The organism is Pseudomonas sp. LLC-1 (assembly GCF_002992185.1).
Lineage (GTDB): Bacteria > Pseudomonadota > Gammaproteobacteria > Pseudomonadales > Pseudomonadaceae > Aquipseudomonas > Aquipseudomonas monteilii.
The window spans coordinates 215,596-242,093 of record NZ_LUVY01000016.1 but is presented as its reverse complement, the minus strand read 5'-3'; the positions used below and the strand labels follow the sequence as shown (position 1 = coordinate 242,093).

Sequence of the window (26,498 nt, the reverse complement as noted above, 5' to 3'; positions counted from 1 at the left end):
AAGCCGCTCCCACAGGTACTGCACAGGCCTGAGGGCTGTGGTAATCCTGTAGGAGCGGGTTTACCCGCGAAGGGGCCGGTACAGGCTTACATCAGCCTTTACCCTTGGTCCGGGTCTGGTTAGGCCCGCCGTTCTTCTCCAGGTGCTCGATGATCATCCCGGCCACGTTCTTGCCGGTGGTCACCTCGATCCCTTCCAGCCCCGGCGACGAGTTCACCTCCATCACCAGTGGCCCATGGTTGGAACGCAGGATATCCACACCCGCCACACTCAACCCCATCACCTTTGCAGCACGAATCGCGGTAATCCGCTCTTCAGGGGTGATCTTGATCAGGCTGGCGACGCCCCCCCGGTGCAGGTTGGAGCGGAACTCACCCGGCTTGGCCTGGCGCTTCATCGAGGCAATCACTTTGTCGCCCACCACGAAGCAGCGAATGTCGGCGCCACCGGCCTCCTTGATGTACTCCTGAACCATGATGTTCTGCTTCAGGCCCATGAACGCCTCGATCACCGACTCGGCCGCCTGGGTGGTTTCACACAGCACCACACCAATGCCTTGGGTACCCTCCAGCACCTTGATCACCAGCGGGGCACCATTGACCATCTGGATCAGGTCGGGGATATCGTCCGGCGAATGAGCGAAACCGGTGATCGGCAGGCCAATGCCGCGTCGTGACAACAGCTGCAACGAGCGCAGTTTGTCGCGCGAGCGGGCAATGGCCACAGACTCGTTGAGCGGATACACACCCATCATCTCGAACTGGCGCAGGACTGCGCAGCCGTAGAAGGTGACCGAGGCACCGATACGCGGGATGACCGCGTCGAAACCTTCCAGCGGCTTGCCGCGGTAGTGAATCTGCGGCTTGTGGCTGGCAATGTTCATGTAGGCCCGCAGGGTATCGATCACCACCATTTCGTGACCGCGCTGGGTACCGGCTTCGACCAGGCGGCGGGTGGAATACAGACGCGGATTGCGCGACAGCACAGCGATCTTCATGCAGCACCTGTGGCAGGAGAAAGAGTGGCCGGAAAGGCCGGTTTGTCTTGTACGTATTTCAGGCCAGGGTTGACCACCAACTGGCCGTGAATCAGGGCCTTGGAACCCAGCAACAGGCGGTAACGCATGTTCTTGCGGCAGGCCAGGGTGAACTCCACTTCCCAGACACCATCGCCCAAGGCCAGTGACGTGCGGATGACATAACGGGTCTGGGCCTGGCCGTTGGAGCTCTTGATGGTTTTCATGGTCACCAGCGGTGCTTCGCAACGGCGGTGGCGCAGTTGTACCACCGAGCCCAGGTGCGCAGTGAAGCGGACCCAAGGCTGGCCGTCGCGCTCGAAGGGTTCCACCTCGGTGGCGTGCAGGCTGGAGGTGCTGGCGCCGGTGTCGATCTTGGCGCGCAAACCGGCCACGCCGAGGTCAGGCAGGGCGACCCACTCGCGCAGGCCGATCACAGTCAAATGGTCAAATGTCTTCACGAAACGCACCCTGCGAATGAGGTGGTGAACTGTAAGCACGGCGGGGATTTTTTGCATCCGCTGGTTACGGTAGTACAGTTCGATGAAACACAGTGTTCGAGGTAACGGGATGGCACAAAAAGCCGAAGATGACGACAAGGTTCGCCTGGACAAGTGGCTGTGGGCGGCGCGTTTCTACAAGACGCGGGCGCTGGCCAAAGCGGCGATCGAGAGTGGCAAGGTGCATTGTCGGGGCGAGCGTTGCAAGCCGGGCAAGGAACCGCGTGTGGGGGACGAATTTGTGCTGCGCACCGGGTTTGACGAGCGCACCGTGGTGGTGAAGGCGTTGTCGGTGGTGCGGCGTGGGGCGCCGGAGGCGCAGACGTTATACGAGGAAACCGAAGAAAGTGTGCGCCGGCGCGAGCAGGCGGCCGAGTTGCGCAAGGCGGGGGCCATGGGCGTGACCACCGATGGCCGGCCGACCAAAAAGCAGCGCCGACAGATTCACCAGTTGCATGGGAATTTTGAATAGCTGGGGCCGCTTTGCGGCCCATCGCCGGCAAGCCAGCTCCCACAGGTACTGCGCAAGCCCTGAAACTTGTGCGATCCCTGTGGGAGCTGGCTTGCCGGCGATGGGCTGCGCAGCAGCCCCGAGGATCTAGCGCACTACCGCCAATCGCCCGACCAACGGTAGCCTGGCTGCAAGGTTGAACAACGGCGCCGTCCAACGCACCAGTGCTGCGCTACCCTTGGCCGCCAGCGGCGTGTAATAGCTCCAGCCCAACGCCAGCACCGCCATCAGCAACCCGCCGATGTAGTCATCCTGCCCCCAGTGAGCACCGGCCACCAGGCGCGGCAACATGAACAGCACCGCCAGCCCCCAGATCACCAGGTACTGCACCAGCCGGCGGCTGAACACGCTCATGAACAGTGCCCAGATCAACAGCACCGAAGCGTGATCCCCCGGGAAACTCTTGCTGGAACGGTCCTTGAGCTCCCAGGCCGCCTCCAGGTTCGGGTAGTAGTCACTGAGGTGGACGACGTCGTCAAACATCATCGACGGGCTCTTGTGTTGCCACCCGGCTGCATCCACCCACTTGGAAAACAGCGCGCGAATCACCACTAAGAGGAGTAGCGTGACCAGAAAGCCGAAGAAGGCCTGGCGAACTTGAGCAGCCTTGAACACCCAGTCGCCCCGGATAAGCACCGCCAGAAGGATCAGGCCGACAACGATGTCGAACGGGCGCAGGCTGCCGACGGTCCAGATGTAGCGCCAGGTGGTGCTGTCGGCCAGCGGCGCATTGAGGCTGTGGAACAGCCACTCGTCGAAAGTCAGGCACAAGATCTGGCCAATGGGCCATAACCAGAAACACAGTAGAGCGATGGGTAGCAGTGTGCAGGCTGCCAATGGCCCCAAGGACCACCTTGCTTGGAACAGTGGTCGATTGTCCATAAAATACCTCTATTGCAAACAGGAATCGGAGCGCCTTGTGAGCGCTCTGTCACGGGTTCTCGCAGGTTTTTCGATAACCCCTGTAACCATTTTGTCATCATTTTTAGATAGCCAAAACCTATGAGCGATTTGCCTGATACCGATTTCACCCAACGTTTCATCTTCGACGAGCGCGATGTGCGCGGCGAGTGGGTGTCTCTCGATGACAGCTACGCCGCGGTGCTGGCGCGTCACGAGTACCCACAGCCGGTCCAGGCACTGCTCGGCGAGCTGATGGCTGCCACCGCCTTGCTGGTGGGGGCTTTGAAGTTTGATGGCCTGCTGATTCTGCAGGCGCGTTCCGCAGGGCCGATCCCGCTGCTGATGGTGGAATGCTCCGGTGACCGCGACATCCGCGGCATGGCCCGTTACGAGGCAGACCAGATTCCGGCAGACGCCACCCTGTCGCAGTTGATGCCCGACGGCCACCTGACCCTGACCATCGATCCGGTCAAGGGCCAGCGCTACCAGGGCACCGTGGACCTCGATGGCGCCAACCTGTCGGAGTGCTTCACCAACTACTTCGTTCAGTCGCAGCAGCTCAACACCCGCTTCTGGCTCAACGCTGAAGGTGGCAAGGCCCGTGGGCTGCTGCTGCAGCAACTGCCGCGTGACCGCCAGCCGGACGATGAAGAGCGTGAAGAAAGCTGGCAGCACGTCGTGGCATTGGCCACCACGCTCAAGGCTGATGAGTGGGCGCTGGACAACGAAACCCTGTTGCACCGCCTGTACCACGAAGACGCTGTGCGCCTGTTTGATATCCAGCCACTGCGCTTCAATTGCAGCTGCTCCCGCGAGCGCTCCGGTAATGCGCTGGTCAGCCTGGGTGAGCACGACGCCAAGGCGTTGGTGGAAGAATGCGGTGGGACGGTGGAGATCGATTGCCAGTTCTGCAACGAGCGCTATTTCTTCGATGCCAGCGATGTGGCGCAACTGTTTGCCGGTGGCGGCACGGACGTAGCCTCAGAAACTCGTCACTGAAACGTTTAATTGCAGGGAAATCTCCTGTCGAATTGCGCAAAAGCGCGGTTACGACAGGAGGGGCCTACTTTTTTTGGGCGTTTCTGGCATAATCCGGCCACTTTTTTCGCTGTAGTAGTTTTTTCAAGACAACTACAAAACGTTTGGAGCACTCGGCCTCGGGCCGGATGGGGTATCTCATGACGCAAGCCAACAACACCGTGTACACCGACCTGAGCGTCGATGAGCTGGTAAAAGAAGCGCTGCAACGCGGTGAAGGCGTACTAGCCGATACTGGTGCACTGGTCGTGGAGACTGGTCACCGTACTGGCCGTTCGCCGGCTGACCGTTTCATCGTCGAAGAACCTTCCACCCAGGACGCCATTTCCTGGGGCCCGATCAACCGCAAGTTCCCGGCCGACAAGTTCGATGCCCTGTGGGACCGCGTCGAGGCGTTCAACAACGCCCAGGATCACTTCGTTTCCTACGTTCACGTAGGGGCGGCCGCCGAGCACTACCTGCCGGTGAAGATGACCACCCAGACTGCCTGGCAGAACCTGTTCGGCCGTTGCCTGTTCATCAACCCGGAGCAGTTCAACCCGGCTGGTCGCGACCAGTGGCAGGTCCTGAACGTCGCCAACTTCGTGTGCGAGCCTGAGCGTGACGGCACCAACTCCGACGGTTGCGTGATCATCAACTTCGCCCAGAAGAAAGTGCTGATCGCAGGCATGCGCTACGCCGGCGAAATGAAAAAAGCCATGTTCTCGGTGCAGAACTTCCTGCTGCCGGCTGCCGACGTACTGCCAATGCACTGCGCGGCCAACATCGGCGAAGAAGGCGATGTGACCCTGTTCTTCGGCCTGTCCGGCACTGGCAAGACCACCCTGTCGGCCGACGAAAGCCGTTACCTGATCGGTGACGACGAGCACGGCTGGGGCGAAGGCGTTGTCTTCAACATGGAAGGCGGCTGCTACGCCAAGTGCATCGACCTGTCCGAGAAGAACGAGCCGGTCATCTGGAAAGCCATCAAGCACGGTGCAGTGCTGGAAAACGTCGTCCTCGACGCCAACAAGCACGCCGACTACACCGATGTCAGCCTGACCCAGAACAGCCGTGCGGCCTACCCGCTGGAGCACGTTGCCAAGCGTTCCGAAGCGAACCTGGGCGGCGAGCCTAACGCAGTCATCTTCCTGACCTGCGACCTGACCGGTGTTCTGCCACCCGTTTCGATCCTGAACAACGAGCAGGCGGCCTACCACTTCCTGTCCGGCTACACCGCGCTGGTCGGTTCGACCGAAATGGGCTCGGGCGGCGGCATCAAGTCGACCTTCTCCACCTGCTTCGGCGCACCGTTCTTCCCGCGCCCGGCTGGCGAGTATGCCGAGCTGCTGATCAAGCGTATCAACGGCTTCAACTCCAAGGTCTACCTGGTCAACACCGGCTGGACCGGCGGTGGCTACGGCGTTGGCAAGCGCTTCAGCATCCCGACTACCCGTGCGGTGATCGCTGCGATCCAGAGCGGCGCGCTGGTCGGTGCTGAAACCGAGCACCTGGACATCATCAACCTGGACGTGCCAAAGGCCGTTCCGGGCGTTGAAACCGAGCTGCTCAACCCGCGCACCAACTGGGCTGACAAAGCGGCCTACGACGAGGCCGCCAAAGGCCTGGCCAAGCTGTTCATCGAAAACTTCAAGAAGTTCGAAGTTTCCGACGCCATCAAGGCTGCTGGCCCACAGCTGTAAGCTGAGCCTAGCCGCAACGAGAAAGCCGCCCTTAGGGGCGGCTTTTTTGTTCCTGCTAATCAGCACCGTCATTGTGGGAGCGGCCTTGCGTCGCGAAAGGGCTGCGTAGCAGCCCCAGGATTTCAGTGATGTATAGATTGCCGGGGCTGCTCTGCAGCCCTTTCGCGACGCAAGGCCGCTCCCACAACGGATCGCAGGCAGCCAAAGTCCGGAAATTCTGTTTCACTGTCAGCATCCATTGCGAAGACAAGAGCCAGACAGATGACCGAATCCCCTCAGCGCACTGCCTTCTCCCACTTCCACCCCATCCTTACCCGCCCTCAGGACAACGACCTGAACGGCCATATCGCCGGCGCCACCGTGCACGGTTTCTTCGAGACGGCCATTCAAGCGTTTCTTGTAGAGCAGGCCGAGCTGGACCTGCGTGACGGTGAGCTGGCGGCCTTCGTGGTCAGTTCGGCGGCGGACTTCTACGCGCTGCCGGGCTTCCCGGATGTACTGGAGGTGGGCTTGGGGGTAACGCGCCTGGCGGGCAGCACGGTGGAGTACCGCCTGGCGCTGTTCCGCCCGGGCGAACCAGAGGCGTGCGCGGCAGGCACGGTGGTGCAGGTGTTCATCGAACGGGCCAGTGGCCGGCCTGTGACGCTGCCAGAGGCGCTGCAGGTGATCCTGTCCGGCCTGGTGCTGGAACCACAGGCATAAAAAAGCCCCGCCGGCAGGGGCGGGGCTTTTGTTGCCGGGGCGAGGCCCTCAGGCATTAGTCGCGCCAGTGGCGCTTGTGCTTGCGGTGGCCGTAGTGGTGGCCACGGTCGTAGTGACGACGGTCGTCATAGTCGCGACGGTAGCGGCGGTTCTCGTGGCGCTCGTCTTCGTCGGCCTTGTTACCCATGTAGTTACCCAGTGCGCCACCGGCACCACCGCCGGCTGCCGCGCCAATGTAGCTACCGGTGGTGCCGCCCACCGAGCGACCGACCACGTTACCGCCTGCGGCGCCCAGTGCGCCGCCGATAGCGGCCTCACCGCGCTGGCGCTTGTCGGCGCCCAAGGCACCGCCGGCTGCGCCACCAAGACCGGCACCAATGGCGCCACCGGTGCTACCACCGATGGAGTTGCCCACCACTGAGCCCAGTACCCCACCCAATGCGCCGCCAATGCCGGCCTCGGTGGTGCCGCCTGCCATGGCCACGCCGCTGAGCAAGCTAAAAGACAACAACAGAATCGAGGAGTACTTCTTCATCAAGAGAGCCTCATAAGGATGACGAGGCGAATTTGAGGCTAAGCGGCGTGGCTGGCAAACGAAATCCGACGAGTAACACGAGTTGTACACAATTCTCTAAGTTACTGTATTTGCTGTGAAACTTTATCGATTTTTGGCTGTCTGAGACCTTTATGACAAAGCCCTGAACCGTTACGGAACAGGGCTTTTTTCGTTTTTACAGGATACGCCCGTCGTCCTGCGCCCGCTCCAGTTTGATGGCGATGAACTTCGAGGTTGGCGTATGGCTGCCATCGCCAATGCTCTCCAGCGGCACCAGCGGATTCACCTCGGGGTAGTACGCCGCCGCCTGCCCGGCCGGGATGTCGAAGGCCAGCAGGGTGAAGCCCTGCACCCGGCGCACATGCTCATCCCCCCACAACGAGACGATGTCCACTTTCTGCCCCGGCTGGAAGCCCAGGCGGATGATGTCGGCTTCGTTGGCGAACAGCACCTCGCGCTGGCCGCGCACACCACGATAACGGTCGTCCAGGCCGTAGATGGTGGTGTTGTACTGATCGTGCGAACGCATCGACTGCATGATCAGATCCGGCAGTTGGCCGCTGGCGCGCACGCGTTCGTCGAGCAACGTATCCGGCAACAGGTTGGCCTTGAAGTTGGCGCGGCCGGTGCTGGTCTTCCACTCGCGGCTGGCGGCGCTGTTACCCAGGTAGAAGCCACCGGGGTGTTGCAGGCGCTGGTTGAAATTACTGAAGCCCGCGATGGTATCGCCGATCAGGTCGCGAATACGGCCGTAGTCGGCCACCAGCCAGTGCCAGTCCACCGGTTGCTTGCCCAGGGTGGCGGCGGCAATGCCGGCTACCACTGCCGGTTCCGAGCGCATGTGCGTCGACAGGGGTTTCAGTTGGCCGTTGGAGGCATGGACCATGCTGAACGAGTCTTCCACCGTTACCGCCTGCGGCCCGTCGGCTTGCAGGTCGATGTCGGTGCGGCCCAGGCACGGCAGGATCAGCGCCTGCTTGCCATGCACCAGGTGGCTGCGGTTGAGCTTTGTGCTGATGTGCACGGTCAGTTCGCAATTGCGCAGCGCCTGGGCGGTACGCTCGGTGTCTGGTGTGGCTTGGGCAAAGTTGCCGCCCAGGCCGATGAATACCTTGGATCGGCCATCCAGCATGGCGTGGATCGCTTCGACGGTGTTGTGGCCGTTGTGCCGCGGTACGGGGAAGCCGAAGCGTTTTTCGATGGCATCCAGCAGCGCTACCGGTGGGCGTTCGTTGATGCCCATGGTGCGGTCACCCTGCACGTTGCTGTGCCCGCGTACCGGGCACAGGCCTGCGCCTGGTGCGCCAATGTTGCCGCGCAGCATCTGCAGGTTGACGATTTCCTGGATGGTCGGCACCGAGTGGCGGTGCTGGGTGATGCCCATCGCCCAGCACATGATCACCCGTTTGCCACGGCAGTACATGCGCGCGGCCAGTTCGATATCCGCCAGTGTCAGGCCGGACTGTGCCTGGATGTGTTCCCAGGGTGTGGCATCCACCACTGCCAGGTACTCGTCGACGCCGTGGCCATGCTCGGCGATAAAGGCATGGTCGAACACGGCCGGTTCGCCTTTGGCCTGGGCCTCGCGTTCCCACTGCAGGACGAACTTGGCCATGCCGCGCAGCATCGCCATGTCGCCACCCAGCGCCGGGCGGAAGAAAGCGGTGTTGGTCGGCCGGTCGCTGTTGGTGAGCATCTCCAGCGGGTTTTGCGGGTGCTGGAAGCGCTCCAGGCCACGTTCCTTGAGCGGGTTGATGCACACCACCTGGGCGCCACGCTTCACCGCATCGCGCAGCGGGTCGAGCATGCGTGGGTGGTTGGTGCCCGGGTTCTGGCCCCAGACGAAAATCGCATCGGCATGCTCGAAGTCGTCGAAGGTGACGGTGCCCTTGCCGACACCGACGCTCTGCCCCAGGGCGACGCCACTGGCTTCGTGGCACATGTTCGAGCAGTCGGGGAAGTTGTTGGTGCCGTAAGCACGGACGAAAAGCTGGTACAGGTACGCCGCTTCGTTGCTGGCGCGCCCCGAGGTATAGAACTCGGCCTGGTCAGGGTTGGCCAGTTTGTTCAGCTCGCGGGCGATCAGGGCGAAGGCAGCATCCCAGCTGATGGGTTGGTAGCGATCGCTGGGGGCGTCGTAGACCATTGGCTCGGTCAACCGGCCTTGGTACTCCAGCCAGTAGTCGCTCTGCTGCAGCAGCGAGGTGACGCTGTAACGGGCAAAGAAGGCGGCATCCACGCGGCGCTTGGTCGCCTCCCAGTTCACCGCCTTGGCGCCGTTCTCGCAGAACTTGACCATGCCGCTTTCCGGCGAGTCGCCCCAGGCGCAGCCCGGGCAGTCGAAGCCGCCGTTCTGGTTGGTCTTGAGCAGGGCGCGAATGTTCTTCAGCGCGTTGTCGCTGCCGACCCAGGCCTTGGCCACGCTGCGCAGTGCGCCCCAGCCACCGGCGGGGCCGTGGTAGGGCTTGTAGCGAGGGGTGGAGGCTGGGGCGTTGTCCGGAAGGTGCTGGTACGAGGTCACGGCTGTTACGACTCCGCCGCTGGGCTGTAGACCCGCGGTGCGCTGTGCTTGGGCAAATGGATGAGGTTGAGGTTGTGCTTGCGCGCCCATTGCAGGGCAAGGCCGGTGGGCGCCGACAGGCTGACCAGGGTCTGGATGCCGGCACGCAGCACCTTCTGGATCAGCTCCAGGCTGCAGCGGCTGGTGACGATGGCCAGGCCACCCTGGCTGTCGATGCCTTGGCGCAGCAGTGCGCCGATCAGCTTGTCGAGGGCGTTGTGCCGGCCGATATCTTCGCGGCCGAGCAGCAATTTGCCATGGCGGTCCATGAACAGCGCAGCATGTACGGCGCCGCAATGCTGGCCCAACGGCTGGAAGGCATCGATACGCTCACGCAGGCCGACCAGCCACTGGGCCGGGGGCAAGGGCGCACCGGGCAGTACGGCCAGGTCCGGCAGGGCCTGCTCCAGCGCTTCGACCCCACACAGGCCGCAACCACTGGTGCCGGCCAGTTGGCGGCGCTGGTTTTTCAGGTTCCAGAAGGCCCGGCTGGAGATTTCCAGGTCGGCATACATCGCCGAACCACTGCCGGAGAGCTTCAGGTCGTAGATTTCGGCCGTGCCTTCGACAATGCCGCTGCCAACGCTGAAACCGACGGCAAAGTCTTCAAGGTCGGTGGGGCTGACCAGCATCACTGCCTGGTTGAGGCCGTTGTAGACGATGGCCAGGGCTACTTCTTCGGCCAGCGGCGTGCTGTCACGTTTGGCGTCACTGAGCTGGACGTAATCGTAGGTGTTGCTGGCGGCGGGCATGGACAAGGGCGATGAGGCCGCGCAGACCGGAGGTTTGCTGTTCATCGGAGGCGTTGAATACCGGCGGCTTTCTGATAGCACAAGCCTAGGCTTGCGGGCCGGCGGCGTCTAATCGCTAGGGTCTATGCCGTGATAGACCGCGTCGATTGGTCGCACAGGGGCGGGAGTGGAAAAGCTGGCCTAGACTCGTGTGTCCGAGGTTTCGTCAACAAGGAGAACACAATGAGCCTGTTCAGTTTCGTGAAGGAAGCCGGCGAGAAGTTGATCGACCTGCTGACTCCCGGTAATGCCAATGCCGAAGAGCAGTTAAAGGAACACGTGAAAAAGGTCGGCCTGGGTAATCCGAACATCAGTGCCACTGTAGAGGGTGACAAGATTATCCTCAAGGGTGAGGTGGCCAGCCAGGAGGAGAAGGAGAAGATCATTCTCGCCGCCGGCAACATCAATGGCGTTGCAAGTGTGGAGGACCAGATTACCGTAACCGGGCCGGTGGTGGTGGCGGCCAGGTTTGTTACGGTGAAGAAGGGCGACACGCTGTCGGCCATTTCTTTGGCGGTCTATGGCAATGCCAACCAGTACAACAAGATCTTCGAGGCCAACAAGCCGATGCTGTCGCACCCGGACAAGATCTATCCGGGGCAGGAGCTTCGTATTCCTGAATGATTTCTTCCGCCTGTACCGGCCCATTCGCGGGCTTGCCCGCTCCCACAGGTACAGCGCCAGTCGTGAATGTGGCGCTGTACCTGTGGGAGCGGGCGAGCCCGCGAAGAGGCCCTCACAGGCCTACCAATAGTTCCCGGTAATCCTCGACTGCGGCAAACTCTTCGGTATCCCGTGGCCCAGCCTGGCTATCCGGCTGGCGCACCGCCAACAAATGCCCCACACCAAACCGCCGCGCACTGCGCAGTATGGCCAACGTGTCATCGATAAACAGGCTGCGCGCCGGCTCAAAGCCGATATCCGCCTGCAACGCATCCCAGAACTGCGGGCTCTCTTTCGGGTAGCCATAATCGTGTGAGCTGATCAGCCGCTCGAAATACGGCGCCAGTTCCACCCGTTCCAGCTTCAGCGACAGCGAATCACGATGCGCGTTGGTAATCATCACCACCCGCTTGCCGGCTTGGCGAATCGCCGCCAGGAAAGTATCGGCATCCGGCCGCAGGGCAATCAGGTCGGCGATTTCCTGCTTCAGCTCGCGAATCGGCAGGCGCAACTCGCGGCTCCAGAAGTCCAGGCAATACCAGTTCAGCGTGCCGGCATTGCGTTCGAACAGCGGCTGCAGCTCCATTTCCGCCATGGCCCGGCTTACCCCGTGCAGCTCGGCATAGCGTTGGGGCAGGTGCTCCAGCCAGAAGCGGTTGTCGTAGTGCAGGTCGAGCAGGGTGCCGTCCATGTCCAGCAGGACGGTATCGATGGCAGACCAGGGAAGAACAGGCATGGGAAACTCTCGTTCAGTCGGCAAGCCACGGTATAGTAACCCGTTCACGCCAAGGAGCCGCCCCATGCGCCAGAAACCCACCGTCCTCAGCCGCGAAATCGTCGCCAGCAGCCGCCTGTTTCGCGTCGAAGCCGTGCAATTGCGCTTCAGCAATGGCAACGAACGTACCTACGAGCGTTTGGTGGGCCGGGGTAACGGCTATGGTGCGGTGATGATCGTGGCCATGCTCGACGCCGAGCACGCTGTGCTGGTGGAGGAATACTGCGGTGGCACCGATGAGTACGAGCTGTCGTTGCCCAAAGGCCTGATCGAACCGGGCGAGGACGTGCTGGCGGCCGCCGACCGGGAGCTCAAGGAAGAAGCCGGTTTTGGCGCGCGTCAGCTGGAGCACCTGACCGAGCTGTCGCTGTCGCCGGGCTACATGAGCCAGAAAATCCAGGTGGTGTTGGCCAGCGACCTGTACGAAGAACGCCTGGAAGGCGACGAGCCGGAGCCGATGCGGGTCGACAAGGTCAACCTGCGCGAGCTGTCGGCATTGGCCATGCACCCGCAGTTCACCGAAGGACGTGCCTTGGCGGCGCTGTACCTGGCGCGTGACCTGCTGATCCAGCGGGGGCTGCTGGAGCTATGAACGACCTGCAACTGATGCACGAAGTGGTCAAGCTGGCGCTGACGGCGGGCGAGGCGATCCTGCCGTTCTGGCGTGCCGATGTAGCGGTTACCAACAAGGCTGATGACTCGCCGGTAACCGCCGCCGATCTGGCAGCGCACCGGGTAATTGCCGAGGGCCTGTTGGCGCTGGCCCCGCACATTCCGGTGTTGTCCGAAGAAGACTGCAACATTCCGTTGGCCGAGCGCCAGGGCTGGAGCCGCTGGTGGCTGGTCGACCCGCTGGATGGCACCAAGGAATTCATCGCGGGCAGTGAGGAGTTCACGGTCAACATCGCGCTGGTGGAAAACGGTGAGGTGGTGTTTGGCGTGGTGTCGATGCCGACCAATGGGCGCTGCTACTTTGGTGGGCGGGGTTTGGGGGCTTGGCGTGCGGAGGCCGGTGAGGCAGCACAGCCGATCCAGGTGCGTAACGCACCCGCTGTGGGCGAGCGTTTCACCGTAGTTGCCAGCCGTCGGCATTCCAGCCCGGAGCAGGAAGCGCTGTTGGCCGGGCTGGGTGCTGCGGTGGGGGAGCTGGAGCTGGCCAATATCGGCAGTTCGCTGAAGTTCTGCCTGTTGGCTGAGGGTAGTGCCGATTGCTATCCGCGCCTGGCGCCGACTTCGCAGTGGGATACTGCGGCGGCGCAGGGGGTGGTGGAAGGGGCTGGTGGGGAGGTAATCGGGCTGGATGGTTTGCCGTTCCGGTACCCGGCGCGGGAGTCGCTGCTGAATCCGTATTTCCTGGCATTGCCGGCCAATGCTACGTGGCGCCAGGCCTTCCTGAAGCTGATCTGACAGGTATCACCACACTCTGTGGGAGCTCAGGATTTCAGCTTCGCCGCCTATATCGCTGGGGCCGCTTTGCGGCCCATCGCCGGCAAGCCAGCTCCCACAAGTACTGCGCAGACTCTCAGCATGGCGCTGCCCTGTGGGAGCTGGCTTGCCGGCGATGGGCTGCGCAGCAGCCCCAACAGCACTAACTGACAGGCATCAGTATTTACCCGCAGTCAGCGGTGCAGCACGTACTGGCCACTGAACTTCACGGCAGGCTCGTCACTCCCGACATTGCTCACTGTTGTCTCCAGCGTCAACCGCGCCCGCCCGCGACGCTGGTACATGTTCACGAACCGCTCCCAGGTTTTCTCATCCGGCGCCGCGCAGCGCGCCACCGCCGCACCGGTAACCGGCAGTGGGTAACTGATCTGCCCCTCCTGGATGACGATATGCCCGTCATCGATCCCCAGCTCACGCAGACGCAGGTGCAGCCAGCCCCAACCCACCAGCACCGCTGCGCAGTACAAACTGCCGCCGAACATGGTGCTCTTGTGGTTGACGTTGGCCGCCAGTGGCAATTGCAGGCGCAGGGTGTGCTGCTGCCAGTCGAGTACTTCCAGCCCCATTTCGCGGGTCAGGGGGATGTCGTCGTGCAGGACGGACTGCAGGTATTGGCTATCGGTGTTCATCAACGGTTGTCCTCATGGTCGTCATGCCCGCCGCTGCCGCCGTCAAAGCTCAAGCCGTGCTTGCGCAGCTTGTCGTGCAGGGTCTTGCGGGGGATGCCCAGCGCCTCGGCCAGGCTGCGCATGGAGCTGTGTGGCTGGGCCAGTTCGGCAGCGATCAGCGAGCGTTCGAACTGCTCGACCTGTTCGCTCAGGTTGCCAATCAGCACGGGCGCTGCAGGGACTGCTGCCGGTGGCGCCTGACCGTCCAGGGCCAGTTCCAGGCCAAGGGCGAAGCGCTCGGCCGCGTTCTGCAGCTCGCGTACATTGCCTGGCCAGTCGTGGCGCAGCAGCACGGCGCGCTGGGCCGGTTGCAGGGTGTGCGGTGGCAGGCCATGACGCTGGCTGGCAGCGTCGGCGAAGTGCTGGAACAGCACCAGAATGTCGTCGCCGCGTTCGCGCAGCGGTGGAATACGCAGCGGTGCCACGTTCAGGCGGTAGTACAGGTCAGCGCGGAAGCGGCCTTGGTCGGCAGACTGGCGCAGGTCTTCCTTGGTTGCGGCAATGATACGGATGTCCAGCGGGATCAACTGGTTGCCGCCCAGGCGTTCGACTACCCGCTCTTGCAGCATGCGCAGCAGCTTCACCTGCACATCCAGGCTCATGCTCTCGATTTCGTCGAGGAACAGCGTGCCGCCGTTGGCAAACTCGAACTTGCCGATGCGGCGCTTCTGCGCGCCGGTGAATGCGCCCGGCTCATGGCCGAACAGTTCGCTCTCGACCACCGACTCGGCCAGTGCGCCGGCATTGATTGCCACGAACGGCCCCTCGCGGCGGCTGGACAGATCGTGCAGGGCGCGGGCCACTACCTCCTTGCCTGCGCCGGTTTCACCCAAAATCAGCACATCGGCGCGGGTACCGGCCAAGGCGCCGATCTGTTCGCGCAGGCGCAGCATGGATGGCGAATGGCCTACCAGTCGGGTGGCCAGTTGCTGGCGGTCGCTCAGCGCCAGGCGCAGGCTGCGGTTTTCCAGCACCAGGCGGCGCAGGGCCAGGGCGCGGCGCACGCTGTCGAGCAGGGCGTCTGTGGCAAAGGGTTTTTCCAGAAAGTCATAAGCCCCGGCGCGCATCGCCTGCACCGCCAGCGGCACATCGCCGTGGCCGGTAATCAGCAGCACCGGTAGCTCACTGTCGCGGCCATGCAATTGCTCCAGCAGTTGCAAGCCATCGATGCCGGGCATGCGAATGTCGCTGACCACCACGCCGGGCCAATCGGCCTCGATACGGTCGGCCAGGCCTTGGGCATCGGCCAGCGCGACCACCTTGAGGCCGGCCAGGTCCAGGGTCTGGCTCAGTGCCTGGCGCAGGTGCGGGTCATCGTCGACCAGGATGACCTGGGCTCGGCTGTCGATCAGTGTCTCGGTGGTCATGCCGAGGGGTCCTCCGAATTGGGCAAAGTAGCGCCAGGCGCGGCCACACGCAGTTGCAAGGTCAGCAGCGCGCCGCCTTCCGGGTGGTTGGCCAGCAGCAGTTCACCGCCCAGGGCACGCATCAGGCTTTCACAGATGGCCAGGCCCAGGCCCAGGCCCTGGGTGCGGGTCTTGGTGGTGAAGAATGGCTCCTTGGCGTGCTCCAGGGCCTGGCGGCTGAAGCCGGGGCCGTTGTCGCGGATGTACAGGTAGACGCAGTCATCACGTTGCTCGGCACTTAGCCACAAGCGGCGCGGGTTGGCTTTTTCGGTCAGGGCGTCGAGGGCGTTGGCCAGCAGGTTGCCCAATACCTGGCGCAGGCGGGTTTCGCCGGCTTGTACCCACAAGGTGGCCTCGGGCAGGTCGCGGATCAGCTCCACGGCCATGGCCCGGCGGCGCTTGGCCAGCAGCGCCAGGGCATCGTCCAGGGCCGGCTGCAGGGCTACGCTTTCCGGGGCGTGCCGGTCGCGGCGGGCGAAGGCGCGCAGGTGGGCAATGATCGAGGCCATACGCCCGGTCAGTTCGCCAATCAGCTTGAGGTTGCCGCGGGCGTCTTCGGTGCGTTGGTGGTCGAGCAGGATCTCGGCGTTTTCCGCATAACTGCGGATGGCCGCCAGTGGCTGGTTCAGCTCATGGCTGATGCTGGCCGACATGGTGCCGAGAACCGACAGCTTGCCGGCCTGCACCAGTTCGTCCTGGGCACGCACCGCTTCCTGCTGAGCGTTCTCGCGTTCCAGCACGGCGCTTTTGAGGCGGGAGTTGAGGCCTTCGAGGTCGGCCGTACGTTCGGCCACACGCTTTTCCAGCTGCTGGCGGCCACGGGCCTCGAAGTCGATACGGTCGATGTAGTGGCGGCGCCGCTGCATCACCAGCCCGGCCAACAGCATCACCACCAGCAGGGTGCCTGCGCCGATGGCCATTACCGTCTGTACCGAACGGTCGACCAGTAGGCGAGGGGCGAGAATGCTTACTTGCCAGCCGGTTTCCTTGATATCGCGGGTCTGGGTGATCCAGGCATCCGGGTTGAGCATCAGGGGTTGCGGTGCCTGGGTCGGGTAGGGCTGGATGGCGATGATGGCCTGGCGTTCGGCTTCGGTCAGCACACGGGTAGCGCGGAAGCGCCAGTCAGGCCGCGAGGTGAGGATGACCACGCCATTGTGGTCGGTCAGCAACAGCTGCTCGGGGGTACGGCCCCAGAGGGTCTCGGTATGGTCGAGGTCAACCTTCACCACCAGCACGCCAACGACACGCTCGCGGTCCCGCACGGCGGCGGCAAAGAAGTAGCCGCGCTTGGCCGAGGTGGTGCCCTGGCCGAAAAAGCGGCCCAGGTGGCCGGCCATGGCTTCGTTGAAGTAGGGGCGGAAGGCGAAATTGCGGCCGACGAAGCTGTCGTGCTTGTCCCAGTTGGATGCGGCCAGGGTGTTGCCGCTGATGTCCATCAGGTACATCACCTCGGCGCCGGTCTGCTGCACGATGTCCTTGAGCAGGCGGTTGGCGTTGGTTACTGCTTCCAGGCGGAACGGGTCGGCCAGTACACCCCGCAGCGCCGGCAGGTCGCCAAGGATTTGTGGCAGGGTCTCATAACGGTGCAGGGTGCCGAGCAGGTTGGCAACGTACAGGTCGAGGGTCTGGCGGTTCTGCGAGGCCAGTTCATCCTGGTAGTAACGCTCGGCCAGGTGGTGCAGGGGCCACAGGAGCGGGGCCAGGCAAAGGGCCAACAGGGCCAGGCTGCGCCAGCGGGGACGGCGTGGGGGCGTGGGTTTTGCAATCATCACGTAAATGCGCCAGAAAAGTCTGGCGCAATTATGCGCTAGTTAAGGCAGCAGTTCCGCCTCTGCCAGTGGCAGGCCGACCTTGTCCTTGTCTGATAACACCGGGGGTTGCTGCAGCCCCCAGTTGATTGCCAATTGTGGGTCGTCCCAGCGGATGCAGCGGTCGGCGTCCGGGTTGTAGTAGTCGGTGGTCTTGTAGAGAAACTCGGCCGACTCGCTCATTACTGCAAAGCCATGGGCGAAACCGGGTGGAATCCACAGTTGACGGTGATTGTCGGCCGACAGATGCACGGCAACCCATTGGCCGAACGTTGGCGAGCTTTTGCGCACGTCAACGGCGATATCACGTATTTCCCCCTGCACCACGCGCACCAGTTTGCCTTGGGTGTTTTTCACCTGGTAATGCAGCCCGCGCAGTACGCCCTTGATGGAGCGTGAGTGGTTGTCCTGGACGAATTCGGCATTCACGCCGGTTTGCCGTGCGAACTCACGCGCGTTGAATGCTTCGAAGAAAAAACCACGGCTGTCACCGAAAACCTTCGGCTCGATAATCAGTACTTCAGGTATTGCAGTAGGAATGATGTTCATAGTGGCTCGCTGGCCCGTTGCCCAAGTATTGACCCTAGTCGGCCCCGCTGGAATTTTCCGCTGGGAGCTGTAACAGGATGCATAAGGTGTGGCTATGGTAGACGTCAGACTGTTATCGGCACCAGACAAGGGCAGATTAGGTTCGATTGTTATCGGTACAAATTTGTCGTTTTAGCGGAAAAGCCCCGACTGTTGGGCTTTAAATATCGATATATATCGGTTATAAATTCACAAACGCCCCAGCACAGTCCGGCTCAGGGCCATCACAGAGGTCACCCATGAAAACCCTCAACACCACGCCCCGTGCCGATGGTTTCCACATGCCCGCCGAGTGGGCCCCGCAAACCCAGGTGTGGATGGTCTGGCCGGAGCGCCCGGACAACTGGCGCCTGGGTGGTAAGCCTGCCCAGGCAGCCCACGTCACCTTGGCCAAGGCCATTGCCCGCTTCGAGCCTGTGACCGTCGCAGCCTCTGCCGGCCAGTACGAAAATGCCCGCCGCCAGCTCGACCAGCCGAACATTCGCGTAGTCGAAATCAGCAACGATGACGCCTGGGTGCGTGACACCGGCCCCACCTTCGTCATCAACGACCAGGGTGAAGTGCGTGGTGTGGACTGGGGCTTCAATGCCTGGGGCGGCTTCGATGGCGGCCTGTATGCACCCTGGAACCGTGACGAGGAGCTGGCCGCCAAAGTGCTGGAGATGGAGCGCTGCCAGCGCTACCACACCGAAGGCTTCGTGCTTGAGGGCGGCTCGATTCACGTGGACGGTGAAGGCACCGTGATCACCACCGAGGAATGCCTGCTCAACCGTAACCGCAACCCGCACCTGAACCGCGAGCAGATCGAAGCGGTGCTGCGTGACCAGCTGGCGGTCGACACTGTGGTGTGGCTGCCGGATGGCCTCTACAACGACGAAACCGACGGCCACGTCGACAACTTCTGCTGTTACGTGCGCCCAGGCGAAGTGTTACTGGCCTGGACCGATGATTCCAACGACCCCAACTATGCGCGCTGCCACGCGGCCATGGAGGTGTTGAAGAACACCCGCGATGCCAAGGGCCGTGAGTTCATCGTGCATAAAATGCCGATTCCGGGCCCGCTGTTCGCCACGGCTGAAGAGTGTGCCGGTGTCGATCATGTGGCCGGTAGCCAGGAGCGTGACCCGTCGGTGCGCCTGGCCGGTTCGTACGTGAACTTCCTGATCGTCAACGGTGGCATCATTGCGCCAAGCTTCGATGACCCGGCAGATGCCGAAGCCAGAGCGATCCTGGCGAAGATCTTCCCCGACCACGAGGTGGTGATGATCCCGGGTCGTGAGCTGTTGTTGGGCGGTGGCAACATTCACTGCCTGACCCAGCAGCAGCCGGCGCCGGTCAAGCGCTGAGCGCGGAGCGAATGAAGAGGCCCGTCATGTGACGGGCCTTTTTTTCGGGCGACGTTCGGAGGCCCGTGCTGGCATAGGTTTTGTATTGTTTTCAAATGGATAGCCAAACAGATAGCCCGGCCAGGCCGCGCTCTCGGATCTGTAACAATACTTACGTAAATTTGCCGCTCACGGGCCAGGGAGTACGTGTAGAAATGAACGCAGCAAGTGAGTCGGCATTGCGCCCATCGGCAGTGAATCACCAATCGCTCAAGCGGGTTGCGAAGTGGTTGAAGCACCATGGAAGCAACAAGGTCAGGACGACCGACCCACAGCGGCTGCTTGCAGGGCGTTACCCCCAGGGGCTGATCAGCGATGCAGAAATGCAGGCGTTGATGGGGGTGTGGCACTGATCGATCGCTTAAACCTGTGCCGGCCTCTTCGCGGTTATTAGTCGCGAAGAGGCCGGCACACGCAATAAAGATCAGAAACTGTAGCTACCCGTCACCACCAGGCTGCGTGGATCCCCCACCATGATCTGCGCAGCACTGGTCGCCGAACTGTAGTAGGTCTTGTCGGCAATGTTGCTCAACGCCGCCCGCACATCCCAGTCATGGGTGCGGTACCCCGCCAGCGCATCCCAGCGGCCATACCCCGGCAGCACCGTGGTGTTCTGGTTGTCTGCGTAACGTTCACCCACCAGCGTCAGGCCGGTTTCGGCATACCAGCCCAGCTCCGGTTTCCAGGTGATGAACAGGCTGCCATTGCGCTTGGCCACATCGTTGATGCGGTTGCCTTCCTGGCCGTTGTTGTCCTTGACGATGATGGCGTCCTGCAGGCCGATGCCGCCGCGTACATACCAGTTGCCGACAATGTTGCCGGTGGCGGTCAGCTCGATGCCGCGTGAACGCTGCAAGCCGCTGAGCAGGATGTTGTTCAGGTTTTCCGGATCACGGGTGCGGCGGTTGTACAGTTCAAGCTCGTAGACGGCCAGGGTGGTGGTCAGGCGTTGGTCGAGCCAGTCGCTTTTCACCCCGATTTCTTTCTGGCGAGTCTCTTCCGGCTTGGCTTCGTTACCGTTGCCCGGCGCACCCGGGGTGATGCCGATCAGGCCGCCGCCCACCGGCGAGAAGGTCTTGCTCCACGAGGCGTAGAACGAATGGTCACGCCATGGCGTGTAGACCACGCCCAGACGCGGGCTGGTGCTGTTGCTGTCCTGCGGTTCGCGCACGCCATCCTTGTTGGTGGTTTCCACGTCGAACTGGTCGAAGCGCACGCCAGCCAGGATTTGCCATTGATCGTTCAGGCGGATCTGGTCTTGCAGGTAAAGGCCGCGGCTATCGACCACAGTGTGGTTGTCACTCGACAGCAACAGCTTGCCATTGTGCTGCTGGTTGTTGCCAGGTCTTCCCAAGCCCGGAAGCGGCTGACTAACGGCGCTATACAGCACCGGGTCTCGCTTCTGGTTACCGATCTCCAGGCCCAGCAGCAGCTTGTGCTCCAGGCCCAACGTATCGAAATCGCCCTCAGCCTCCAGGTTGTTGAACAGGTTGCGGGTGTTCAGGTCCTGCTGCCAGCGCTGGCGGGTCAGGACATTGGTGCCGGCGTTGTAGCCCGTGACATAGGTATTGTCGAACTCACTGTCGAGCTTGAACAGGCCCAAGGTATGGCGCAGCTGCCAGGTTTCGTTCAGCTGGTAGTTCAGGCGTGAGCGCAGGGACTGGGCGTGGTCATCGATGTAGTCGCGCTGGTCGCCGTAGGTGGTACCGCGGCTGACGTCGGCCGGGCGGCCATTCACCCCGGGGATGCCACGGTCGGGCGTGCGGTTGTAGCGGCTGTATTCGTACTGCACCAGCCAGTTCAGGTCGGGGTTGATCTGCCAGCTGATCGATGGGGCGAACAACTGGCGGCTGCCGTCGACCCCGTCGCGGAAGCTGTTGTTGTCCTGGTTGCCCATGTTCAGGCGCAGGCTGACGGTGTCGCTGGGGTCGGCGCTGAGGTCGGCATACAGGCTGCGCAGGTCTTCGCTGCCGGCCTGTGCTTCGATGGTCGAGCGGCGGCCAGGTTCTGGCGCCTTGCTGACCCTGTTGACGATACCGCCCTGGCTGCCACGGCCGTACAGCACTGCTGCTGGCCCTTTCAGTACCTCGACCCGCTCGATGTTGTGCAGGTCGCGGATGTACTGGCTGTCGTCGCGAATGCCGTCCAGGTAGAAGTCGTTGCTGGCCTCGAAGCCACGGATGCGCACGCTGTCGAAACGGGTGTCGGCGCCACTGCTGACGTTGGGGATGCCTTCCAGCGCCTTGCCCAGGGTGTTGCTGCCGTAGTCCAGCACGTTGGCGGTTTTCACCGTGTCGATCGCCTGAGGCACGTAACGCACTGGCGTCGAGGTGCGGGTGGCGGTGCTCACCTCTTTGACACGCGGGTTGTCCTTCTCGCGTTCGCTGTCGGCGGTAACCGACGACTCCGGCAGCGTGGTGGTGGCGGCACTGGCCAGGCTGGCGCTGAACAGCAGCGACAGGCCAAGCGTGAGAGGGGAAAGGCGGCAGGGTACAAGCATGGGCACATCCGGACCGGGCAGGTGAAAAAGAGGTGCGAATGGTAATGCTTGCTATTTGCTCTTGCTTGGGTATTTGTAAAGGCTTGTCTTTACATATGTGTCTATTTGTAACAGGTTCTTCTGCTGCGAAATCGCCCTTCGCAGGGAATTTGTCCGTTCGATCAAAAGGCCTTTTCCGGCACAAGATAAATTGCCCACTGATAGCGCAAGGTGGCGTGAAAATGCACCAGACCTACCGGTCATTTTGGTTATATCAACCTGCATTTCACGACTTTTTGACATTTGTAATCGCACACGGCTAGGATTCGGCCAACGCCTGCTGGCCATGATCTTGGCCAAGCTGCTGCCAAGGGCCGCCGTGTACTTACCGGCAGGCCCACCAGGCTGGATCCGCATAGCGTCGAACCTACGAAGGGGCGTTGGTTCCTGGCGTCATAGTGCAGAGCGTTTTTGATTAAGAAATAAGGAAAACAACATGTTGAAAACCAGGATCAGCCTGGTCGCCCTGGCGATGATCGCCGCGACCCAGGCACAGGCCAATGACCAGGCCGACAGCAAGGGCTTCATCGAGGACAGCCACGCCAACGTCCTTCTGCGCAACGCCTACATCAACCGCGACAAGAAGCACGGCACCGACGACCAGATCGAATGGGGTCAGGCGTTCATCGGCACCTTCAACTCCGGTTTCACCCAGGGCACCGTTGGCGTCGGCGTCGATGCATTCGGCCTGTACGCTGTTCGCCTTGATGGCGGCAAAGGCCACAACGGTGGCGGCGGCGTCGACTTCTTCAAGCCGCACGAAACCACCAACGCCGAAGGCAACGCCAGCTCGCCGCACAACCTGGCCCGCGCCGGTGCAGCAGTGAAATTCCGCATCTCCAACACCGTGCTGAAGTACGGTGACCAGATGCCAGCTCTGCCAGTGCTGCAATACGACGATGCGCGTCTGCTGCCAGAAAGCTACACCGGTACCCTGATCACTTCCAAAGAGATCCAGGGCCTGGAACTGAACGCCGGTCGCTTCACCCAGGAAGCGCGCAAAAGTGCCGAGGGCCGCGATAGTGGCGGTCTGAAGTCGATCAACGTCTTCGGTGGTAGCTACAAGTTCACCGACAACTTCACCGCTTCGTTGTACACCGCCGACACCGAAGACGTGATGAAGAAGCACTACCTGGGCTTGAACTACGTCTTCCCGATTGCCAGCGACCAGTCCCTGACCCTGGACTTCAACGGCTACAAATCGGACATCGACAAGCAGTACGTCCAGGCTGCCGGCCTGAACGGCGACTCCAACACCATCTGGAGCCTGGCTGCCACTTACGCGTACGGTGCACACTCGTTCACCCTCGCCCACCAGCGCAGCACCGGCAGCACTGGCTACAACTACGGCTTCTACCAGAACGCCGGTGGCGTGGGTGACGGTGGTTCGACCATCTACCTGGCCAACTCGTACTGGTCCGACTTCAACGCCGAAGACGAGCGCTCCTGGCAGCTGGGCTATGGCCTGGACTTCGGTGCCTACGGCATCCCGGGCCTGACCTACAAGCTGGCCTACGTCGTGGGTGACAACATCAACACCCGCAACGTCGCCAACCCGCAGGGCTTCGGCGAAGGTAAAGAGCGCGAGATCTTCAACCAGATCCGTTACGTGGTGCAGGACGGCCCGGCCAAGGACCTGTCCATCAAACTGCGTAGCTCGTTCGTGCGTACCAACAACGCCGTGCAGCAGAACGGTTACAACGACGACGGCAACGAAGTCCGCGTATTCGTCGAGTACCCGATCAGCATCTTCTGATCCTGGTCTGATGTATCAACAGCCCTGGCTTATGCCGGGGCTGTTTCTTTTCGGCGCACCGCTTTTGCCGTTATGGGCATCACCTCTCCATTCTCCGGTGCAAAGCTGTCGCTGCGTGCCATTCGCCACATCCGCGCATAAAACTCGCTTTCAATCGAGCCACTGAGCAGTTCGCCTGGCTTGAGGAAGGTGTGCAGGTCCGAAAACAACCCGATTTCGCTGGGGCTGATGCGCCGCGCCAGGTGCTTGGGCTTGAGCTCCGAGGGGTGTTCCAGGCCCGCCGCCGCCAGCATTTCGGCCAGTGCATGCAGTGTGTTGCGGTGGAAGCTGGCTACCCGCTCGGCCTTGTCTGGCACCACCAGGGCACGCTGGCGCAGCGGGTCTTGCGTGGCCACGCCGGTCGGGCATTTGTTGGTGTGGCAGCTCTGCGACTGGATGCAACCAATGGCGAACATGAAGCCGCGTGCCGAATTGACCCAGTCCGCGCCGATGGCCAGCACGCTGGCGATATCGAAGGCACTGACGATCTTGCCCGCCGCACCAATGCGAATGCTGGAGCGCAGGTTCAGGCCGACCAAGGTGTTGTGCACGAACATCAGGCCTTCACGCATGGGCACGCCCATATTGTCGCTGAACTCGCGGGGTGCCGCGCCGGTACCGCCTTCCTTGCCATCCACGACGATGAAGTCCGGGGTGATACCGGTGGCCAGCATGGCCTTGGCGATACCCATGAATTCCCACGGGTGGCCCAGGCAAAACTTGAAGCCAACGGGTTTGCCACCCGACAGCTCACGCAGGCTGGCAACGAACTGCAGCAATTCCACTGGCGTGCGGAAGGCGCTGTGCGCCGCGGGTGAGATGCAGTCTTCGCCTACGCGCACACCACGGGTTTCGGCAATTTCGGGGCTGACCTTGTGCCCTGGCAAGATGCCGCCGTGGCCCGGTTTGGCACCTTGGCTGAGCTTGATCTCGATCATCTTCACCTGCGGCGAGCGGGCCTGCTCGGCGAAGCGTCGAGGGTCGAAGCGGCCGTCCTCGGTGCGGCAACCGAAGTAGCCGCTGCCGATCTCCCAGATCAGGTCACCGCCATGTTCGCGGTGGTACGGGCTGATGCTGCCTTCGCCGGTGTCATGGGCAAAACGGCCCATGCGCGCACCCCGGTTCAGGGCGGCAATGGCGTTGGCGCTGAGGGCGCCGAAGCTCATGGCCGAGATGTTGAAGATCGAGGCCGAGTACGGCAGACGGCATTGCGGCCCGCCAATGGCGATGCGGAACGATGCCGGGTCTGGCGTAGCCACTGGCAGCATGGAATGGCTGATGAACTCGAAGCCGGGCTTGTAGGCATCGTTGAGCGTGCCGAAGGCTTTCTCGGCGCTTTCGTTCTTGGCGCGGGCGTACACCAGCGAGCGCTGCGAGCGGGAAAACGGCAGTTTGTCGTCGTCACCTTCGATCAGGTACTGGCGGATTTCCGGGCGGATGGTTTCGATCAGGTAACGGATGTTGCCCAGAATCGGGTAGTTGCGGCGCACGGCATGGTGGCTCTGGCGCAGGTCGTTCAGCCCGACCAGGCTGAGCAGGGCGGTAATCAGCGTTAGTGGCCAGAGCCAGGCATGCTGGGGCAGCAGTGGCAGGCTGGCGAAGGTGAACAATAGGCAGATGGCAAGGCAGGCGTAGCGGCTGGGCAGAGAGTGTTTCATGGGTCCATCGCAGGCAGGATGACCGGGCATAGGATAGGCAAAGGCGGGCAGGGGAAAACCTGGGTAATCGGTAAAAGACTGTTACCTGATTGCGTATTCCAGAGCGTTCGCGGTCCCCTGTAGGACCGCGTCTGCCTTCAGATGGGCAGCAGTATGCTGACCCGCAACCCACCGCCTTCACGATTTGCCAGCATCAGCTCCCCCCCATGGCTGCTGGCAATCCGTTGAGCGATGCTCAACCCCAACCCATACCCACCGGAAGCCTGGTTACGCGACCCTTCACCGCGCACGAACGGGTCGGTGATGGTCGCTAGCAGCGCTGGCGCAATCCCTGGCCCGCGGTCATCGATATGGATGAACACCCCCGTGGTAGCCCGTTCCAGTGTGACCGAAACGTCCTTGGCGTATCGCAACGCATTCACCAGCAGGTTTTGCAGGCAGCGCTGCAGCAGCAGGGCATCGAGCTGTGAATGACCCGCCTGGCCATGCACCGGTAGCGGTTCTTCAGGGGTAGCCAGTTCGGCGCACTGGCGTGCCACCAGCCGGTCCAGGTCCACTTGCTGCAGGTTCAACTGCTCCCCTGCGCGCAGGTAGTCGAGCACCTGGCCGATCATGTCGTCCATCTGCGTAATGTTCTGCCGCAGACGCTGTCGGTGCTCATCGTCGGGCAGGCGCTCCAGGCGCAGGCGCATGCGGGTCAGCGGGGTACGCAGGTCGTGAGACACGGCGGCCAGGAAGTAGGCCTTGTCGTTGACCATGGCAATCAGGCGTTGCTGCATGGCATTGAAGGCCTGGGCAGCCTGGCGCACTTCCTCCGGGCCATCCAGTGCCAAAGGCGCTTGTTCAAGGTTGCTACCCAGGCCACGTGCGGCATCGGCCAAGCGCCGCAAGGGGCGCAAGCACAGGCGTACGGCTACCAGGCACACCAGCAACACCGCGACGATGCGCAGTGCATACACCCGCAACAGGTAATCGCTGATCAGCACCCAGGCCGACTCGCCGCTCCAGCCTTGCAGTTCCTGGCCATCGATGGTCAGCCAATGGCCATCGGCCAACGGCACCGCGAACTGGATATGCGCCTGGGCCGTGCGCAGCCCGAACAGGCTGCGCCAGACGATTGGCTGGCCCAGCTCATCGGTAAGCTGCACCTTTATCAGACGCACGTCCTGGGCATGCCCCAGTTCGTATTTGAGGGCCTGATGCAGCAACAGCTCGACACGCCTGCGCCCGCGACGTTCGTCATGCTCTGGTGTGGGCAAGGTTTCGGCGCAACGCAGGTGGTAGTGGGCGGGTACCTGCAACGTGCCAGCGTGGCAGTTGGCCTGGGCAATGAGCGGTGCACTGCGTGCAGCGATCAGCCGAATGGGGGCTTCGAGTACCTGGGCGAAACGCACATCGAACCAGATGCTGCTCGACATCAACTGGATCACCAACGTGCCGCTGACCATGATCAGCAGCAGTTGGCCAAACAGGGTTCGTGGCCACAGGCGGCGAAGCCAGCGCATC

24 protein-coding genes are annotated in these 26,498 nt (G+C 62.3%); 10 read left to right on the top strand and 14 right to left on the bottom strand.

The genetic code is table 11. The features are described 5' to 3' along the window. Nucleotides 1-91: 91 nt before the first annotated feature. Nucleotides 92-997 carry a 30S ribosomal protein S6--L-glutamate ligase gene (gene rimK, locus A0O30_RS18095; protein ID WP_012316721.1) on the bottom strand — a complete coding sequence of 302 codons (906 nt, stop codon included), beginning with the start codon at nucleotides 995-997 and terminating at the stop codon, nucleotides 92-94. After that, entirely contained in the window at nucleotides 994-1,476 is a 483-nt protein-coding gene (locus tag A0O30_RS18090; RefSeq protein ID WP_025754077.1) for an ATP-dependent zinc protease, read from the bottom strand. The genes rimK and A0O30_RS18090 overlap by 4 nt, the downstream gene beginning before the upstream one ends. A gap of 109 nt (nucleotides 1,477-1,585) precedes the next feature. Between A0O30_RS18090 and A0O30_RS18085 the strand changes: the two genes are divergently transcribed. After that, complete coding sequence (locus tag A0O30_RS18085) at nucleotides 1,586-1,987, top strand: RNA-binding S4 domain-containing protein (RefSeq protein WP_105947392.1); 402 nt, start codon at nucleotides 1,586-1,588, stop codon at nucleotides 1,985-1,987. A gap of 126 nt (nucleotides 1,988-2,113) precedes the next feature. On the opposite strand, the gene A0O30_RS18080 is transcribed toward A0O30_RS18085, so the two are convergent. Beyond that, on the bottom strand, nucleotides 2,114-2,908 hold the full coding sequence (locus A0O30_RS18080; protein ID WP_105947391.1) for a phosphatase PAP2 family protein: 795 nt from the start codon (nucleotides 2,906-2,908) through the stop codon (nucleotides 2,114-2,116). Between the two features lie 120 nt (nucleotides 2,909-3,028). Here A0O30_RS18080 and hslO point away from each other — a divergent pair, with 120 nt between their 5' ends. The 3 genes from hslO to A0O30_RS18065 all read left to right on the top strand — a co-directional run bounded on the left by hslO (nucleotide 3,029) and on the right by A0O30_RS18065 (nucleotide 6,351). After that, nucleotides 3,029-3,928: an Hsp33 family molecular chaperone HslO gene (gene hslO, locus A0O30_RS18075; protein WP_105947390.1), complete on the top strand. Its 900-nt coding sequence runs from the start codon at nucleotides 3,029-3,031 to the stop codon at nucleotides 3,926-3,928. A gap of 179 nt (nucleotides 3,929-4,107) precedes the next feature. Next, nucleotides 4,108-5,649, top strand: coding sequence for a phosphoenolpyruvate carboxykinase (locus tag A0O30_RS18070; RefSeq protein ID WP_016714468.1), 1,542 nt, complete (start codon nucleotides 4,108-4,110; stop codon nucleotides 5,647-5,649). Between the two features lie 261 nt (nucleotides 5,650-5,910). Continuing rightward, nucleotides 5,911-6,351 carry a thioesterase family protein gene (locus A0O30_RS18065; protein ID WP_060501251.1) on the top strand — a complete coding sequence of 147 codons (441 nt, stop codon included), beginning with the start codon at nucleotides 5,911-5,913 and terminating at the stop codon, nucleotides 6,349-6,351. A 55-nt stretch (nucleotides 6,352-6,406) separates the two neighbouring features. Here A0O30_RS18065 and A0O30_RS18060 read toward each other — a convergent pair whose 3' ends face one another. The 3 genes from A0O30_RS18060 to fdhD form a co-directional block, all read right to left on the bottom strand. Beyond that, nucleotides 6,407-6,886: a glycine zipper domain-containing protein gene (locus A0O30_RS18060; RefSeq protein ID WP_060501250.1), complete on the bottom strand. Its 480-nt coding sequence runs from the start codon at nucleotides 6,884-6,886 to the stop codon at nucleotides 6,407-6,409. Between the two features lie 196 nt (nucleotides 6,887-7,082). Next, the gene (locus A0O30_RS18055; RefSeq protein ID WP_105947389.1) at nucleotides 7,083-9,428 is read right to left on the bottom strand and encodes an FdhF/YdeP family oxidoreductase; all 2,346 of its coding nucleotides are present in this window, start codon (nucleotides 9,426-9,428) and stop codon (nucleotides 7,083-7,085) included. A gap of 5 nt (nucleotides 9,429-9,433) precedes the next feature. Continuing rightward, on the bottom strand, nucleotides 9,434-10,264 hold the full coding sequence (gene fdhD / locus A0O30_RS18050; RefSeq protein ID WP_105947388.1) for a formate dehydrogenase accessory sulfurtransferase FdhD: 831 nt from the start codon (nucleotides 10,262-10,264) through the stop codon (nucleotides 9,434-9,436). 177 nt (nucleotides 10,265-10,441) lie between these two features. Here fdhD and lysM point away from each other — a divergent pair, with 177 nt between their 5' ends. Beyond that, nucleotides 10,442-10,882: a peptidoglycan-binding protein LysM gene (lysM, locus tag A0O30_RS18045; RefSeq protein WP_105947387.1), complete on the top strand. Its 441-nt coding sequence runs from the start codon at nucleotides 10,442-10,444 to the stop codon at nucleotides 10,880-10,882. Between the two features lie 112 nt (nucleotides 10,883-10,994). Here the strand turns inward: lysM and yrfG are convergent, their stop codons facing one another. Next, entirely contained in the window at nucleotides 10,995-11,657 is a 663-nt protein-coding gene (yrfG, locus tag A0O30_RS18035) for a GMP/IMP nucleotidase (RefSeq protein ID WP_019096888.1), read from the bottom strand. A 64-nt stretch (nucleotides 11,658-11,721) separates the two neighbouring features. On the opposite strand from yrfG, the gene nudE reads away from it, so the two are divergent. After that, nucleotides 11,722-12,288: an ADP compounds hydrolase NudE gene (nudE, locus tag A0O30_RS18030; RefSeq protein ID WP_060501240.1), complete on the top strand. Its 567-nt coding sequence runs from the start codon at nucleotides 11,722-11,724 to the stop codon at nucleotides 12,286-12,288. Then, nucleotides 12,285-13,103, top strand: a complete 819-nt coding sequence (cysQ, locus tag A0O30_RS18025; protein WP_105947385.1) for a 3'(2'),5'-bisphosphate nucleotidase CysQ — start codon at nucleotides 12,285-12,287, stop codon at nucleotides 13,101-13,103. The genes nudE and cysQ overlap by 4 nt, the downstream gene beginning before the upstream one ends. Nucleotides 13,104-13,315: 212 nt before the next feature. Here cysQ and A0O30_RS18020 read toward each other — a convergent pair whose 3' ends face one another. The 4 genes from A0O30_RS18020 to rfbC are packed head-to-tail and all read right to left on the bottom strand — an operon-like array spanning nucleotide 13,316 to nucleotide 17,576. Continuing rightward, nucleotides 13,316-13,771 carry a YiiD C-terminal domain-containing protein gene (locus A0O30_RS18020; RefSeq protein ID WP_105947384.1) on the bottom strand — a complete coding sequence of 152 codons (456 nt, stop codon included), beginning with the start codon at nucleotides 13,769-13,771 and terminating at the stop codon, nucleotides 13,316-13,318. After that, nucleotides 13,771-15,177, bottom strand: coding sequence for a sigma-54 dependent transcriptional regulator (locus A0O30_RS18015; RefSeq protein WP_105947383.1), 1,407 nt, complete (start codon nucleotides 15,175-15,177; stop codon nucleotides 13,771-13,773). Before A0O30_RS18015 ends, A0O30_RS18020 begins: the two co-directional genes overlap by 1 nt. Then, a complete protein-coding gene (locus A0O30_RS18010) occupies nucleotides 15,174-16,988 on the bottom strand; it encodes an ATP-binding protein (protein WP_060501232.1) in 1,815 nt (604 codons plus the stop codon). The genes A0O30_RS18015 and A0O30_RS18010 overlap by 4 nt, the downstream gene beginning before the upstream one ends. Nucleotides 16,989-17,030: 42 nt before the next feature. Next, the gene (gene rfbC, locus A0O30_RS18005; protein ID WP_019096884.1) at nucleotides 17,031-17,576 is read right to left on the bottom strand and encodes a dTDP-4-dehydrorhamnose 3,5-epimerase; all 546 of its coding nucleotides are present in this window, start codon (nucleotides 17,574-17,576) and stop codon (nucleotides 17,031-17,033) included. A 278-nt stretch (nucleotides 17,577-17,854) separates the two neighbouring features. Between rfbC and aguA the strand changes: the two genes are divergently transcribed. Next, the gene (gene aguA, locus A0O30_RS18000) at nucleotides 17,855-18,961 is read left to right on the top strand and encodes an agmatine deiminase (protein ID WP_019096883.1); all 1,107 of its coding nucleotides are present in this window, start codon (nucleotides 17,855-17,857) and stop codon (nucleotides 18,959-18,961) included. A 194-nt stretch (nucleotides 18,962-19,155) separates the two neighbouring features. After that, nucleotides 19,156-19,353: a hypothetical protein gene (locus A0O30_RS17995; RefSeq protein ID WP_019096882.1), complete on the top strand. Its 198-nt coding sequence runs from the start codon at nucleotides 19,156-19,158 to the stop codon at nucleotides 19,351-19,353. 71 nt (nucleotides 19,354-19,424) lie between these two features. Here A0O30_RS17995 and A0O30_RS17990 read toward each other — a convergent pair whose 3' ends face one another. Then, nucleotides 19,425-21,500, bottom strand: a complete 2,076-nt coding sequence (locus tag A0O30_RS17990; RefSeq protein WP_105947382.1) for a TonB-dependent siderophore receptor — start codon at nucleotides 21,498-21,500, stop codon at nucleotides 19,425-19,427. 475 nt (nucleotides 21,501-21,975) lie between these two features. Here A0O30_RS17990 and A0O30_RS17985 point away from each other — a divergent pair, with 475 nt between their 5' ends. Further along, nucleotides 21,976-23,295 (top strand): OprD family porin, encoded by a 1,320-nt coding sequence (locus tag A0O30_RS17985; protein WP_105947381.1) that lies wholly within the window; start codon nucleotides 21,976-21,978, stop codon nucleotides 23,293-23,295. A 29-nt stretch (nucleotides 23,296-23,324) separates the two neighbouring features. On the opposite strand, the gene A0O30_RS17980 is transcribed toward A0O30_RS17985, so the two are convergent. Together A0O30_RS17980 and A0O30_RS17975 are read right to left on the bottom strand one after the other, a co-directional pair. Next, nucleotides 23,325-24,992 (bottom strand): FMN-binding glutamate synthase family protein, encoded by a 1,668-nt coding sequence (locus A0O30_RS17980; protein WP_105947380.1) that lies wholly within the window; start codon nucleotides 24,990-24,992, stop codon nucleotides 23,325-23,327. Nucleotides 24,993-25,129: 137 nt separating this feature from the next. After that, the gene (locus A0O30_RS17975) at nucleotides 25,130-26,497 is read right to left on the bottom strand and encodes an ATP-binding protein (protein WP_105947379.1); all 1,368 of its coding nucleotides are present in this window, start codon (nucleotides 26,495-26,497) and stop codon (nucleotides 25,130-25,132) included. Between the last annotated feature and the right edge of the window lies 1 nt (nucleotide 26,498).

What these genes read in the sequence shown, in the direction of transcription:
- lysM (WP_105947387.1), top strand. Translation starts at nt 10,442, where the DNA reads ATGAGCCTGTTCAGTTTCGTGAAGGAAGCCGGCGAGAAGTTGATCGAC.
- A0O30_RS17995 (WP_019096882.1), top strand. Translation starts at nt 19,156, where the DNA reads ATGAACGCAGCAAGTGAGTCGGCATTGCGCCCATCGGCAGTGAATCAC.
- nudE (WP_060501240.1), top strand. Translation starts at nt 11,722, where the DNA reads ATGCGCCAGAAACCCACCGTCCTCAGCCGCGAAATCGTCGCCAGCAGC.
- A0O30_RS18060 (WP_060501250.1), bottom strand. Translation starts at nt 6,886, where the DNA reads ATGAAGAAGTACTCCTCGATTCTGTTGTTGTCTTTTAGCTTGCTCAGC.
- A0O30_RS17990 (WP_105947382.1), bottom strand. Translation starts at nt 21,500, where the DNA reads ATGCTTGTACCCTGCCGCCTTTCCCCTCTCACGCTTGGCCTGTCGCTG.
- A0O30_RS17980 (WP_105947380.1), bottom strand. Translation starts at nt 24,992, where the DNA reads ATGAAACACTCTCTGCCCAGCCGCTACGCCTGCCTTGCCATCTGCCTA.
- A0O30_RS18015 (WP_105947383.1), bottom strand. Translation starts at nt 15,177, where the DNA reads ATGACCACCGAGACACTGATCGACAGCCGAGCCCAGGTCATCCTGGTC.
- hslO (WP_105947390.1), top strand. Translation starts at nt 3,029, where the DNA reads ATGAGCGATTTGCCTGATACCGATTTCACCCAACGTTTCATCTTCGAC.
- A0O30_RS18010 (WP_060501232.1), bottom strand. Translation starts at nt 16,988, where the DNA reads ATGATTGCAAAACCCACGCCCCCACGCCGTCCCCGCTGGCGCAGCCTG.
- A0O30_RS18085 (WP_105947392.1), top strand. Translation starts at nt 1,586, where the DNA reads ATGGCACAAAAAGCCGAAGATGACGACAAGGTTCGCCTGGACAAGTGG.
- A0O30_RS17975 (WP_105947379.1), bottom strand. Translation starts at nt 26,497, where the DNA reads ATGCGCTGGCTTCGCCGCCTGTGGCCACGAACCCTGTTTGGCCAACTG.
- rfbC (WP_019096884.1), bottom strand. Translation starts at nt 17,576, where the DNA reads ATGAACATCATTCCTACTGCAATACCTGAAGTACTGATTATCGAGCCG.
- cysQ (WP_105947385.1), top strand. Translation starts at nt 12,285, where the DNA reads ATGAACGACCTGCAACTGATGCACGAAGTGGTCAAGCTGGCGCTGACG.
- rimK (WP_012316721.1), bottom strand. Translation starts at nt 997, where the DNA reads ATGAAGATCGCTGTGCTGTCGCGCAATCCGCGTCTGTATTCCACCCGC.
- A0O30_RS18020 (WP_105947384.1), bottom strand. Translation starts at nt 13,771, where the DNA reads ATGAACACCGATAGCCAATACCTGCAGTCCGTCCTGCACGACGACATC.
- fdhD (WP_105947388.1), bottom strand. Translation starts at nt 10,264, where the DNA reads ATGAACAGCAAACCTCCGGTCTGCGCGGCCTCATCGCCCTTGTCCATG.
- A0O30_RS17985 (WP_105947381.1), top strand. Translation starts at nt 21,976, where the DNA reads ATGTTGAAAACCAGGATCAGCCTGGTCGCCCTGGCGATGATCGCCGCG.
- A0O30_RS18080 (WP_105947391.1), bottom strand. Translation starts at nt 2,908, where the DNA reads ATGGACAATCGACCACTGTTCCAAGCAAGGTGGTCCTTGGGGCCATTG.
- A0O30_RS18065 (WP_060501251.1), top strand. Translation starts at nt 5,911, where the DNA reads ATGACCGAATCCCCTCAGCGCACTGCCTTCTCCCACTTCCACCCCATC.
- aguA (WP_019096883.1), top strand. Translation starts at nt 17,855, where the DNA reads ATGAAAACCCTCAACACCACGCCCCGTGCCGATGGTTTCCACATGCCC.
- A0O30_RS18070 (WP_016714468.1), top strand. Translation starts at nt 4,108, where the DNA reads ATGACGCAAGCCAACAACACCGTGTACACCGACCTGAGCGTCGATGAG.
- yrfG (WP_019096888.1), bottom strand. Translation starts at nt 11,657, where the DNA reads ATGCCTGTTCTTCCCTGGTCTGCCATCGATACCGTCCTGCTGGACATG.